The following is a 13,195-nucleotide window of genomic DNA, read 5'->3' on the forward strand; positions in this document are numbered from 1 at the left end:
ATTGTATCGAGTTTGCAATTGGGATTTTGTATATAATCCCCGTTCATATTCAGAGACAACTTGTCGTTTGAATGCCTCACTGTATTCTTGGACAGGGGACGATGTTTTTTTTAGATTCATAAGGATGACTAATTTTATGGTTTTTTAGTCAACCTTTTTCAGGACGAGACATCCATAAAAAAAACCTGCATTTCTGCAGGTTTTTCTTTTATTTCAGATTATTCTAGTTCTTTTTCTTCACTTTACTGGCTTTTACCTTTTTCACCTCATCTTTAATGAAAGGATATTTTTTCTGCATATCCTTCGCTAAAGAAGCGTCAAGTTCCAATGCTTTTTGAAGAGATTCAAAACCTTTATCCTGATCTTTCAGATTGTAGTAGCAATTGCTCAGCTGATAAAAAAGTTCTGCTCTGTAATGCTTTTTTATGGCTCTGTTCAAGACTGTTACCGCATCTTCATACTCTCCTACCAACATCAAAACTTCTGAATAGGCATACCAGTTGTAAAACCTTGAAGGTTCTGCATCTACCAGTTTTTTAAGACAGGAAAGGCTTTCTTCAAATTTTCCTGAATCAATGAATAAGAACGCTAATCTCTTTTGATAATCAAGATTGTTTTCATTCAGCTGGGTAGCTTCTTTGGCAAAATGCAATGCTTCAGACATTCCGCCCATTTCTTCGTAAAGATAAGATTGTTCCATCATGGCAAGATAAAACTGAGGGTCTTCTCTTAATGATTTCTGGAATGCATTTAAAGCCAAAATAGGCTGTTTTAAGGCCTTATTACATAATCCGATCTTATAAAAAGTAAATGCCTTTGTGTATTCCAGCTCCAGCATTTCTTCATACGTTTCGATCGCCTTCTGGTATTGTCCCAAAGCTTCATAACAAGCTGCTTTATTGGCATATACTCCTACAGAGTTTGAGTTGATTGCCAGTAAATAGTCGTAGCCTCTTATCGCTTCATCATAATTTTTTCTGTTAAAATAGAATTGTCCGTATTCAAACCAGGCGGTTTCAGAATAAGGGAATTCATCTAAATATTCATTAAGAAAGGCAATAGCCTCCTCACTCTTATTCAGGTCACTGAAGCACACCATAGCATTTTCCAGCGAATATTCATCCGTAGGATCTTCCTTCAGTGCTTTCCTGTAATGTTTAAGAGCGTTAAAAGGATCTCCGAGATTCACATATTCGTCCGCAATAAAGTTGTGGAGAAAGTTTTCTTCTTCCTCTAATGTCAAAGCTTTTTTGCAGATTTCAATGGATTTTCTGGGATTTCCTAGGTTCGAATAATACTTGGCGTAACAAACCAAAAAGTCTGTATTCTCCATAGAAGCGCCTTTCAGTTCGTCAATAAGTTCTTTCGCCGTATTATAGTCTTCCCATTCCAGAAGGATTTCAAGTCTTTTGATCTTAATATCCAACGAATTAGGGTGAAGCTTCAGTCCATAATTAACAGCCATGTCAGCGTAATTAAAATCACCAAGCTCCAAATAATAAACAATGATATCTTCCAACTCTTCTGTATCAAAGTAGAATTCGTCATTGTTTTCCATCATTTCCTCGAACTTTTTTACAAGTTCATTTCCAAAATACTCTTCCAATAGTGTCCTCTTTGTCGGCCTGATGTCTGAATTTGCTTACAAACCTCGGCAAACGTTTAATTAATAATATATCTGAAACTGATATTCAAATATTTATGCAAAGTTGCAACTTTTTTTTGAATATTCCATTTCATAAATTTCTATTATAAAAATAGTAAAAAAAGAAAACCGATAAAAGGATTGTGGATAAAAAAACGGAAATTGGGGTTAAATTCTTATGACCAGGCGTTTTCCACTTTGTATCTCAGCATTCCATACGGTTTCGATATTTTTAATATCAACATCCTGTGTTTCCATTTTAATTTTTCCTTCTGCTGCTGCCTGAAACATTTCAGGGATGATTTTTGAGAACAGGAGGTGAGATTCTTCTTTCGTCCAACTTCCCAATCCTGATCCGGAAATCTGAATATCCGTTCCTCTGAGAATCTGTGAAGACAGCTGTATAGTATCTCCGCTCATCCCTCCGATCGTTACAAGTTTTGTTTTGTGGGAGAAGGTTCCGTCACCTTTAAGGGCAGACAATAACACTTCTACAGAATGTCCCCAGATATAGTCTATGATAGCATCTATAGGGGTTACCTTATGAATTTCTTTTATTTTTTGCTTAAAATCATGATCTTCCAGTCTGAGTGAAATCACCTCATCGGCACCTAATTCAAGTAAAGACTGCAAAGATTCTTCATTTCTTCCGGTAACGATGATCTTACCAGCTCCGTATAATCTGGCCATCTGAACAGCTATTCTTCCTGTAATTCCTGTTGCTCCGTTAATCAGAATGGTATTTCCCGGCTGCAATCCTGCTTTGAACTTCAAGGCCATTGCAGATCCCATTACTGCATTGGGTAAGGCTGCTGCTAAAGAAAAATCCAGTTCTTCAGGAATTGGAATGATCATTTTTTTATCAGCCACGGCCTTTTCCGCTATCGTCCCTTTTTTGCTGAAAAAATACACTTTATCTCCGTTTTGAAGATATCCTGCTCCATCTGTTCCGATAACTGTCGGCTGGTGTTCCTGGTTTTCAGTTGAATAGTGATTTCCACCTGCTCTGGCCCTGTCGAGGTTTTTAATCGACGCTGCTTTTACAGAAATCAAAATTTCATTGTCCTTTACTTCAGGGGGCGGAAAATCTGCATATTGTGGAATACTTCCTTTTTCAAATACTACTGCTGCTTTCATTCTTTTTAATTTTTACGTAAAATTAGGAGGGAAGAAGGCTGCGAAGCGATAACATTTGTTATGAGTTTTGGATTTTGGGAAAGGAAGCTGGGGGTTTATAAAGACGGTAATAGAGTTAAAACAGTTAAAACGCTGCGGTCGCTAGGAAACATGATATTGTTATTATTTGCGAACATTGCATTTAAGATGAGTCAGAATTTATGCAGTTTCTTTTTAAACTTCCGGCTTCCGGCTTCCATCTTCCCGCTTATTTCAATCTTTCTTTCAATATTTTACTTTTGATTCTGCTGAGATGTACGGTTGTAATCCCAAGATAGGAAGCTATATAATGCTGCGGAACTCTTTTGATAATTTCCGGTTTTTGCCTGACAAGGTTCAGGTATCGCTGCTGTGGTGAGTCTTTAATGAATGAAAAGAAATGTTTCATATAATCGAATACTCTTTCAAAAAGAGCATCCATAAAGAAATTTCTGAGCTCTGGATTTTCATAAACTTCTTCTAAGAAAGCTTCCACATCAGGTTTGTTGATTCTGTATAAAATACATAGTTCTATGGTCTCAAATGACACCATACTCGGCAGGCCTTTTTTAAAACTTTCAAGGGATGAAAACATGGTACTTTCAAGAAAAAACTGGAATGTTATATCTTTTCCGTCGTTATTGTACCAGGCTCTTACCATACCTTTTTCAATATAATAGGCATTACAGGACACCTCGCCTTCTTTTAAAAGCAAAGTTTTGGAAGGAACTTCCATGCGTTCGAAACTGCCCAGAAATTTTCTCCACTTTTCTTTGGGGAAAGGAAATCTGTCTTTGATATGTTCAAACATTTCTGATATAAAAAAGAACGGACAATATGCCCGTTCTTCCTATATTATTAGATTAAACTCTTGATTTTAGCAATGATATCATCTCCCAACTGATCGGCTTCTTCCTGAGATTGAGCTTCAGTATAAATTCTGATGATTGGCTCTGTATTGGATTTTCTAAGGTGAACCCAGTTGTTTTCAAAGTCTATTTTTACACCATCTACTGTAGAAACTTCTTCATTCTTGTATTCCTGCTCCATTTTGCTTAAGATCGCATCTACATCAATCTCCGGTGTCAGCTCTATTTTCTTTTTACCCATGAAATAGCCCGGATATCCTGCTCTCAGTTCAGAGACAGTTTTATTTTCTTTGGCTAGATGCGTTAAGAACAGTGCAACCCCCACTAAAGAATCTCTTCCGTAATGTAAATCAGGGTAGATAATTCCTCCGTTTCCTTCTCCTCCAATGACTGCATTTTTCTCTTTCATCAAAGTAACAACGTTTACTTCTCCTACAGCACTTGCAAAGTATTCTGAGTTGTGAGTCTGTGCCACATCTCTCAAAGCACGGCTTGAAGAAAGATTGGAAACAGCTACTCCATTTTTATGTTTCAGTAAGTAATCTGCAACGGCAACCAGGGTGTATTCTTCCCCAAACATTTCTCCTTTTTCATCAATAAGGGCCAATCTGTCTACATCCGGATCTACAACGATTCCCAAATCTGCATTTTCTTTCTTCACCAATTCGCAGATATCTCCCAAATGTTCTTTTAAAGGCTCAGGATTGTGTGGGAAGTGGCCTGTAGGCTCACAATACAATTTAACGGTTTCACAACCTAATTTATCTAAAAGCATTGGAATAGCAATCCCTCCTGTAGAGTTTACCGCATCCAGAACAACCTTAAAGTTCTTCGCTTTGATCGCATCCACATCTACCATTGGCAAATCCAGGATCTGCTGAATATGGATATCGAAAGCATCGTCTCTTGTTTCATATTTTCCAAGATCATCAACTTCTGCATAGTTGAAGTCTTCACTTTCTGCCAGCGCCAGAACTTCAGCACCGTTTTCACCGCTGATGAATTCTCCTTTTTCGTTTAATAATTTAAGGGCATTCCATTGTTTTGGATTATGAGAAGCGGTAAGGATAATTCCTCCGTCTGCATTCAGCTCAGGCACCATTACTTCAACAGTCGGAGTTGTAGAAAGGCCAAGATCTATCACATTAATCCCCAATCCCTGTAATGTAGCTGTAACTAAGGAAGAAACCATTTGGCCGGAAATTCTGGCATCTCTTCCGATGATAAGAGTAAGATCTTTTTTGTTTTTATTATTTTGAAGCCAGGTTCCGAAAGCGGATGCGAATTTTACAACATCCAGGGGTGTTAAGTTATCATTTACTTTACCACCAATGGTTCCGCGAATTCCGGAAATAGATTTTATTAATGACATGATGTTTTTTAATTTATTTTGTTTTCTCTAAATTTTCCAACGCAAAGATACTTAAAAGACCCTTCAACTTATAAAACCGGAATCTTTTTTTGGACTTTATCATAGGTATTTTTCACAACTTTCGGTGGCGCAAAACGATACCCTATATATAACAGTCCATAAAGGTTATTATTCTCTACACTCTGGCTGTTTTTCTGATCGTAGGCATAGCTTTTAAAATTTATTTTACCTCCGAACAGAAACCGGTCAGTATTATAACCCACATGAAGACCGCCCTGCATTCTTATAGTTGCATATTGGGCATTTTGTTTTGTTGATCCGTTATCAAGCTCTCTGTAACTGGAGAATTTACCTCCAATCCCAATAGCCAGATGAGGCGAAATATTTACTTTTTTTCCAATAACCCAATTATAGAAATATCCCATGTTTCCTCCTATATTGTATTGTATTTCTTTGTTTTTTACTCCGTCAATCATATTTCTGAAAATGGTAAGATCATAATCTATAAACGGTACCCAGCTTCCGCTGCTTTTCTTCTGCCATTCTCCTTGTGTATAGATACTTCTTGCTGAAAAATTTTTATTAAGAACATAGGATGTAGACCCACCAAAGGTTTGTACCCTTAAATCCGGAAACTGAATATAGGGATCTCGTCCTTCCTGCCATTCCGGAGACAAGTCTTTCATGTTTTCCACATAAAAGCCTTTTACATTTTTATAATAAACATTTTGAATAAATCTTCCCGGAAAAAATCTGAAGCTTAAGTCGGAGTAAGAACTTTTCCCTTTCATTTCATCATCATTATTTCCCTCTAAAAATCTGGGAGCAAATGATACTGTCGCACTTATTATTCTATAATCAATTGAAAACGATGTTTTCGTTTTATTGTTGATGGACAGGTCCATATTGAATGCATTCTTACCTTCTCCTGATGAGAAAACATAGCTTTCAATATTGGTATCAAGATTCACACGGATCATTACCTGGTCTGCGTAAGACTTGGTATTTATGGTATCTGTTTGTGCCTTTCCGAAAATGGCCAGTAAAGAAAATACTATTAATAATCCTGCTTTTAAAAAGTTCAACCCGAATAATTTATATTAGAAAAATGAAATTACTACATTTTTTTCAATATCCGTAGAACCCAATATTAAGAACAGCCGCAATCTTTATCGCAGTGAGTTCTTTTGGAGCTGAATTTCTTTGGAGCGAAATTCTTTTTAAGTACTTTAAATAAAGAGTAACAGGCGAATGCTACAATTAAAAAAATAAGTACGTACTGAATAATTAATGATGAGTCCATTACTTTAAAATCTGATATACTATCATCGACACAAAATATGCCAAACCTGTCATCATGACTACCTGAAAACTGGTCCATTTCCAGCTTTTGGTTTCTCTGTAGACTACTGCAAGTGTAGAAACACACTGCATTGCAAATGCGTAGAAAAGAAGCACCGAAATTCCGGTTGCAAAACTGAAGACTTTTTCTCCGTTGGGTTTTACATCTCTTCTCATTTTATCAATTACTTTCACTTCCGGAGCATCATCTTCCAGGCTATAGAGCGTAGACATTGTTCCCACAAAGACTTCTCTTGCCACGAAACTTGTAAGAATTCCTACACCCATTTTCCAGTCGTAACCAAGAGGAGCAATTACAGGTTCTATTCCTTTACCCATTTTAGCAAGGTAAGAATGATCCAGGTGAACGTCTGTGGCTACAAACTCGTTTGTTTTTTGGCTTGGCCCGAAATAGCTTAAAAACCAGATAATGATACTTACGATGAAAATTATTTTTCCGGCTCCCGTAATGAATTCCCATACTTTTCCTAAAACCATTTTAAAATCATATCCGAAAAGCGGCTTTTTATAAGCAGGAAGATCCATTACGAGATATGTTTTTCCTTTGCTTTTAATAAATCTTTTGAGAATTGATGCGGAGAATAAAGCGACCAGGAAGCCAAGAAGATACATCCCCATCAATACCAGTGCCTTATATTTTATTCCTAAAAATGTTCCTTCTGAAATAATCAGTCCGATAATAATACTGTATACCGGAAGTCTCGCAGAGCATGTCATAAAAGGCGTTACCAATATCGTAAGCAATCTTTCTTTTACATTTTCAATATTTCTTGTAGAGATCACCGCCGGGATCGCACAGGCAGTCCCTGACACAAGGGGAACGATACTTTTTCCGTTAAGCCCAAAAGGACGAAGTAATCTGTCCATCAGGAATACTACTCTTGCCATATATCCTGAATCTTCAAGCAGATAAAGGAAATACAGGAGAATTCCAATCTGTGGAGCAAAAACCACAATTCCTCCGATTCCGGGAACAATTCCATTTGAAATTAATGAATTAATGGGGCCTTCAGGAAGATGTTCGCTGGTAAAAGCAGCCAGCCAGGAGAATGCATCTTCAATCCAGGTCATCGGGTATTCCGCAAGGAAGAAAACACTTTGGAAAATAATCAGCAGAATTGCTAAAAAGACTACATAACCCCAGAATTTATGAACTAAAACTTTATCCAGTTTTTCGGTTAATAATTCTTTGAACTGAGCCTTTTTAGAGATGACATCAGCCAGAATTTTGTCCACATTCTGATACCTTCTTACGGTTTCCTGAACCTGCAGCCTTTTCGGTACTAAGCTTTTAGAATCAGGTTCATTCAGCTGTTCCATTACTCCGCTGATTCTTCCAAGATCAGTTCCCAATGAAAGGCTCATCCAGGCTTTATATTCATTATCGAAACCTTTATGTGCCGCCAGTTTCTGAATAAAATCTCTGTGTTCATTCGGGGTTTCGAAAGAAACTTGATCTGTTTTTACAAACTCGTTATTATAAACAGCTTCCCTTACTGTATCAATTCCGATCTGTTCTTTGGCATTGGTCTGAATAATTTTTATCCCTAATGCTTCGGAAAATTTTTGAATATCGATGGTAATTCCTCTTCTTTCTGCCTGGTCAATCTGATTAACAATCAATATCATAGGAATTCCAAGATCCTGAATCTGCTGAAACAGAAGCAGTCCTCTTTTTAAACTTAATGCTTCAAGAATATAAACAACTCCTGCATAGTTTTTCTGCTCATCAATAAGGTATTTGGAAAAAATAGCCTCATCCTCTGAACTCGGGTATACACTGTAAGAACCTGGAAGGTCTATCACCTCTACTTCTTCGTTTTTGTAAACATAGTTCCCCGAATGACTTGCAACGGTAACGCCGGCGTAGTTCCCGGTCTTCTGCTTTTTGTTGCAAAGCGTGTTGAAAACCGTTGACTTTCCTACATTAGGATTCCCGACTAAAAGTATCTGTTTTTTCTTGTTTTCCTGCATTAATTCAATTCTTCAACAATGATGTAATCTCCTTCTTCCTCACGAAGAGCAATCCGGCTTTTTTCTGCTCCAAATTCTACATACATTGGCCCGCTGAACGGAGCCTGATACAAAATTCTGAAAATGGTCTCCGGAAGAAGTCCCATTTCAATAATTTTATTGGGCATTTTAAGATGGTCGTTATCATATCCCAATATCTTCCCCATTTTGTTTTTAGGGAATCCACTTAATTTATGTAATCCTTTCTCTTTCAAAGCCTAATTTTTAGTCCTGCAAATATACGCTATTTAAATTTAATCTAAATAACGTTTTAGCATAAAAGAAATCACCCCAAACACATTGCTGTATCTGGGGTGATTCAAAATATAATTTAGTTGATATGAAGTCTTATTTTTTCTTCTTGTCAGAAGGCTGTTCTTTTTCTATTGGATTGTCGTTAGCATTGTAAAAATCCTTATACTGCTTTTCCTGCTTTTTCATCATATCTCCTACCGTCCCATCCATTCCAGGGATGGTTTTAGACATCATTTCCTGTGTCATCATAGGTCTTACAGAAGAAAACGGATCTTTTTTAAAGTCATTAAAAGTTTTTTCAAATTTTTCTCTTGTTAACTCATTTACTTTTCCTCCTGAAGCATGCATTAAGTTTTCAATGTAAGAGAATTCCGTATAATCTTTCACTTTTTTATTTCCCTGCAATACCCAAGAGTAATTTTTATCAGCATCTTCAATTTTTACAATTAAACCGGGAAGCCCGTAAAACTTATAAGGTCCGTCCTGAAATGGAATATCTGTACTAAACCAAGCAGTCCAAGTTCTTCCTCCAAAATCAGTTGTCGCCTTTTGTGCGTTATATTCTCCTATTTTTTGTTTATCAGCCAAGATATTCCAATTGAATTTTAATTCTTCACTATAACCAATATTTGTTGGAGTAAATCCGTTAGCTATCTTATCCACGTATTGTACTTTCATACTTGGGTAAGACTTATATATTCTGGATGAAATTTTTGGTGTTTTAAGAGATTTTGAAAAGTCTCTCATCATTCCTGATTTCTTAATTGCTTCCATTTCAATTTTCATGATAGAATCTTGAGCAATCACTGTATAATCCTGATAAATAGATCTGTTTTTATCTGTAATATCTAAAATTGTAATGACTTTATCCAATTTTGCTGAATCTTTCTTAGGCTTAAAAGTCAGTTCATAAAAGAAACGGTTGGCTGTTTCTTTCGACTCCTGAGCGCCTGCAAAAGCAAACAGAGTGATCAAAAATATAGAGAATAACTTTTTCATTGTAACAAGTTTATATAATTAGTAATCATATGTCTTCTTTTGTTACAGTTTTTTTCAAATTTTATTTTCCAGTAAAAATATTCTTCCTTTTCAATCTTTACTACTTAAAAAATTATGATTCTGTTAGAACAGTTTCATTTTTAAAACGCTTACCTTTAAGTTTCTAAAAAACAAAATATTATGGACACTTTATCTCAATTAAAATCCGAACTGGAGGGAGAATTTCAAACCACAAAAAAATTTATTGAACTATTCCCTGAAGGGAAAAATGATTATGCTCCGCATGAAAAAAGTATGAAAATGATGCCCCTTGCCACCCATCTTGTAGAAGTTTTTGAATGGCCGAACACAATTTTAAAAACTTCTGAACTGGATTTTGCCAAAGGAGACTACAAACCTACCGTTCTTTCTACAAGAGATGAACTGATGAAAAAACTGGAAGATGATTACCAGTCAGCAAAAACAGCATTAGAAAACAGTACAGAAAACGATCTGAATCCCAGCTGGACGATTAAAAATGACGGCCATGAGCTGGCAAGCTGGAGCAAATATGGGGCAATACGCCATGCCTTAAACCAGATTACTCATCACAGGGCTCAGCTGGGAGTGTATTACAGATTGAACAATATTCCTTTGCCGGGAAGCTATGGGCCTTCAGCAGACCAGCAAAGTTTTTAATTAACATCTCAATATATCTCAACAAAAAACCAATCCACATGGATTGGTTTTTATTTTATTTAAAGTTGAATTTTACAGTAAACATCACTTGACTAGGGCGGAGTTGCATACTTCTTTGTGTGATATTTGTATTATCAATATCGATTCTTTCAAACACTTTCTTGTCTGCAATATTCATCCATTTTAGTTCAAAGTCAACTTTCTTTTTAGTCCATGAGAACTGATACGAAAGATCAAAGAAACCATTGTTATATTTTACATCTGCAGATTTTGAATTGATCTGATCCCAGTAAAATCCTATAGTATGATTCTCTAACGGATAAAAGAAAATGTTCAGGTTATGGTTATACCCTTCTGTCTTTCCTTGATTTCCTGTAAGGAAGATGTTAGATGTTTTATTCCATGTTTTAGAAGCATTAAAATCTACACTCATCCAAGAGAAATAGGTATTATTAAATTTAAATCCTAATGTGTTGCCATTATTTTTGTTATCAATAAGATCTGTATTTCTTATAGATTGAGATTTCGTTGTGGTATTATTATAACTGAATGATGCATTTGTTTTAAACTTCGGAAAATATTTTCCAATTTCTGCATAAAAACTGTTATTTATTCTTTTGTTTTCTTTTTCTATATATTCAATTTCACTAAATCCTGATTCATTAACTATGCTTGAGGCCAACAGGTTATTTTTTGCATCACTTAGTCTATAGCCTACATTAAAAAACAGATTGTTCAGCGGATTTCTGTACTCCAATCGTAATCCTCCATTTTTTGTATTGGTTTCCGGTATCGGATTTTTAGGATTCATTTTATTAAATCCTCCCGGACTTGTCAGAATATACCCTGCATAAGCGGTCTGAATATCTCCGAAATTATTGCTGATTCCTCCATTCAAACTGGCTTTAAAGAATGAAGCAAATGAATATTGCGCAAAAACATTAGGGGTAAATGTAACCTTGTTTAAAGATTTTGAAACATTTCTAAATGCATCTTCGGCTTTAATATTATTAAAATTAACAGGAAAACTTGAAAATAAGCTCCATGATTCAGATTTATAATTAATTCCCACAGAAGCAGATGGATTCATTCTCGTAAATTTCAAATCATTTTCATAAATGTTCTGATTAAAATTTGGTGGAACATCATTTTGAACAGAAGGATTTGGAATTGCTTGTCCATCAAAGTTTGTCGTCAGTTTATCTGTAGAAAAGTCAAATCCTACCTGCGGAGTAAATGTCCACCCTTTTGAGGAGAAACTGACATTGGCAGAATGCGATGTATCTAAAGATTTTATTCTGAACTGTTGTAATACTGAAGTGCCCGGTGCAAAATTTACAATACCATATTGATCTTTTTCATTCGGGTCATTGGGGTTTGCCTTTGGAAGTTTGTATGGCAACTGTAAATAACTCGCAGGAGAAATTTCTAAAATCTGCTTATCATTCTGATAGCTGATATAGGATTTAAAATTTACCATCTTTTCTTTCCAGGGAATAATCGTACTTAAAGAGTTCTGGAAAGATGTTGTAGGTGATTCTAAAGCTTCGTTTCCTATTCTGTAACCTTGCTTATCATTTCTTTCAGCAAAAGCCCTATCTGCATTCCAGAATTGAGAGAATGTTGTTGTGTTTTTGAAAAATCCTTTTTTTGCATTTTTTGTAAAGATTAATTCTCCTTTCAGCTTATCTGTATAAAAATTGTTCAAGAATCTGGTAGTATATTGTGTTCCTTGCTGGATATCTCTGGTAACACTGTTCGATTCTCTTTCTACCGCATTATTAGTATAGTTTGCGTTAGCTTTAAGCTCCCATTCTTTCTTCTTATCAATATTTGTTAAATAATTAGCTGACAAATAATGAACGCTGTTCATCAAATATCTTTTTACTGGAAGATCAGGCACGGATGCATTCTCTACACTCAGCCAGTTATTTTGAGAAATATTACTTCTTCTTCCTTCCCATGAGCTTCCGAATGCCAGAATATTCCCCTCATTTTCCACCTGTTCACCCATGTTATTGGTTTTATAATTGACTACCCATTGGCTTTTTTGTCCGAAAAACATGGGAGTCAGTTTTACATTCCAAAGCCATGGATCTCCAAAACCGGTTCCTACCTCACCTCTCCCGGTCATGGTGACAGAGTTTTTAAGCTTGATATTGATAGCTGCCTGGTCAGAAGGCACTTTGTCCTGAAGTATTTTTACCGGCTGGTGGTTCTCCAGAACTTCTACTTTCTGTACGGCATCTTTTGGAAGAGAGTTGTTGATGGTTCCATAGCCTCCTTCCATAAGGTCTTTTCCATTGACGTAGAATTTATTGATGGCATTTCCCTGATAAAGAATTGTTCCGTCCTTGTTTACTTCAATTCCCGGAATCTTCTTCATTACATCCGCAAGGGTTCGGTCATTTTTACTATTGAAAGCCTTAAGATCATAAGAAATGGTGTCACCTCTTGCGGTGATCATTTTGGTTTTCAGCTGTACTTCTTTAATTTCTGTAGCTTCAGACTGCATTTTAAAGTTCAGAGTCTGGTCGCTGTTACTGATTTGCTTTGTAAGAGGTTTCTGATTGAATGCTTTCACTTTCAGATCCACATTGGATTCAGCGGAAGTGAAGGTTACTTTATATTCTCCTTTGGAGTTCGTAATAGCGTAAGCAAGAATAGCGTCTTTGCCGGGCTCTTCGATCGTCACACTGGCACTGGGTATCGCGACCCCATCATCATCGGTGATCTTTCCTGAAACCGTTTTCTGCGCAAAAGTAAGCACAGTAAAGAATAGCATCAGAAATAAAGAAATATTTTTTTTCATACTTATTATTTGCTCAATTAGTTAATGGTTATTGT

At 36.1% G+C, this 13,195-nt stretch carries 10 protein-coding genes; 1 reads left to right on the top strand and 9 read right to left on the bottom strand.

From position 1 onward, the window contains the following. Nucleotides 1-223: 223 nt before the first annotated feature. The 8 genes from DEU40_RS05525 to DEU40_RS05560 all read right to left on the bottom strand — a co-directional run bounded on the left by DEU40_RS05525 (nt 224) and on the right by DEU40_RS05560 (nt 9,670). The gene (locus DEU40_RS05525) at nt 224-1,606 is read right to left on the bottom strand and encodes a tetratricopeptide repeat protein (RefSeq protein WP_110008915.1); all 1,383 of its coding nucleotides are present in this window, start codon (nt 1,604-1,606) and stop codon (nt 224-226) included. A gap of 207 nt (nt 1,607-1,813) precedes the next feature. Continuing rightward, the gene (locus DEU40_RS05530) at nt 1,814-2,782 is read right to left on the bottom strand and encodes a zinc-binding alcohol dehydrogenase family protein (protein WP_110008916.1); all 969 of its coding nucleotides are present in this window, start codon (nt 2,780-2,782) and stop codon (nt 1,814-1,816) included. A 247-nt stretch (nt 2,783-3,029) separates the two neighbouring features. Continuing rightward, entirely contained in the window at nt 3,030-3,611 is a 582-nt protein-coding gene (locus DEU40_RS05535) for a Crp/Fnr family transcriptional regulator (RefSeq protein ID WP_110008917.1), read from the bottom strand. A 47-nt stretch (nt 3,612-3,658) separates the two neighbouring features. Then, nucleotides 3,659-5,041 carry a phosphoglucosamine mutase gene (gene glmM, locus DEU40_RS05540; RefSeq protein ID WP_110008918.1) on the bottom strand — a complete coding sequence of 461 codons (1,383 nt, stop codon included), beginning with the start codon at nt 5,039-5,041 and terminating at the stop codon, nt 3,659-3,661. A gap of 68 nt (nt 5,042-5,109) precedes the next feature. Further along, nucleotides 5,110-6,126, bottom strand: a complete 1,017-nt coding sequence (locus DEU40_RS05545; RefSeq protein WP_110008919.1) for a DUF4421 family protein — start codon at nt 6,124-6,126, stop codon at nt 5,110-5,112. 217 nt (nt 6,127-6,343) lie between these two features. Then, nucleotides 6,344-8,377 (bottom strand): ferrous iron transport protein B, encoded by a 2,034-nt coding sequence (gene feoB / locus DEU40_RS05550; protein WP_110008920.1) that lies wholly within the window; start codon nt 8,375-8,377, stop codon nt 6,344-6,346. After that, nucleotides 8,377-8,631 carry a ferrous iron transport protein A gene (locus DEU40_RS05555; protein ID WP_082798751.1) on the bottom strand — a complete coding sequence of 85 codons (255 nt, stop codon included), beginning with the start codon at nt 8,629-8,631 and terminating at the stop codon, nt 8,377-8,379. The genes feoB and DEU40_RS05555 overlap by 1 nt, the downstream gene beginning before the upstream one ends. A gap of 133 nt (nt 8,632-8,764) precedes the next feature. Next, nucleotides 8,765-9,670 (bottom strand): GLPGLI family protein, encoded by a 906-nt coding sequence (locus tag DEU40_RS05560; protein ID WP_110008921.1) that lies wholly within the window; start codon nt 9,668-9,670, stop codon nt 8,765-8,767. A 180-nt stretch (nt 9,671-9,850) separates the two neighbouring features. On the opposite strand from DEU40_RS05560, the gene DEU40_RS05565 reads away from it, so the two are divergent. Continuing rightward, nucleotides 9,851-10,348: a DinB family protein gene (locus tag DEU40_RS05565; protein WP_110008922.1), complete on the top strand. Its 498-nt coding sequence runs from the start codon at nt 9,851-9,853 to the stop codon at nt 10,346-10,348. A 55-nt stretch (nt 10,349-10,403) separates the two neighbouring features. Here DEU40_RS05565 and DEU40_RS05570 read toward each other — a convergent pair whose 3' ends face one another. Then, the gene (locus tag DEU40_RS05570; protein WP_110008923.1) at nt 10,404-13,160 is read right to left on the bottom strand and encodes a carboxypeptidase-like regulatory domain-containing protein; all 2,757 of its coding nucleotides are present in this window, start codon (nt 13,158-13,160) and stop codon (nt 10,404-10,406) included. Between the last annotated feature and the right edge of the window lie 35 nt (nt 13,161-13,195).

Source organism: Chryseobacterium sp. AG844, assembly GCF_003182335.1.
In the GTDB taxonomy this organism is placed as follows: Bacteria; Bacteroidota; Bacteroidia; order Flavobacteriales; family Weeksellaceae; genus Chryseobacterium; species Chryseobacterium cupriresistens.

Coding starts and splice junctions, on each gene's coding strand:
- DEU40_RS05530 (WP_110008916.1), bottom strand. CDS start 2,782: ATGAAAGCAGCAGTAGTATTTGAAAAAGGAAGTATTCCACAATATGCA.
- DEU40_RS05535 (WP_110008917.1), bottom strand. CDS start 3,611: ATGTTTGAACATATCAAAGACAGATTTCCTTTCCCCAAAGAAAAGTGG.
- glmM (WP_110008918.1), bottom strand. CDS start 5,041: ATGTCATTAATAAAATCTATTTCCGGAATTCGCGGAACCATTGGTGGT.
- feoB (WP_110008920.1), bottom strand. CDS start 8,377: ATGCAGGAAAACAAGAAAAAACAGATACTTTTAGTCGGGAATCCTAAT.
- DEU40_RS05560 (WP_110008921.1), bottom strand. CDS start 9,670: ATGAAAAAGTTATTCTCTATATTTTTGATCACTCTGTTTGCTTTTGCA.
- DEU40_RS05565 (WP_110008922.1), top strand. CDS start 9,851: ATGGACACTTTATCTCAATTAAAATCCGAACTGGAGGGAGAATTTCAA.
- DEU40_RS05570 (WP_110008923.1), bottom strand. CDS start 13,160: ATGAAAAAAAATATTTCTTTATTTCTGATGCTATTCTTTACTGTGCTT.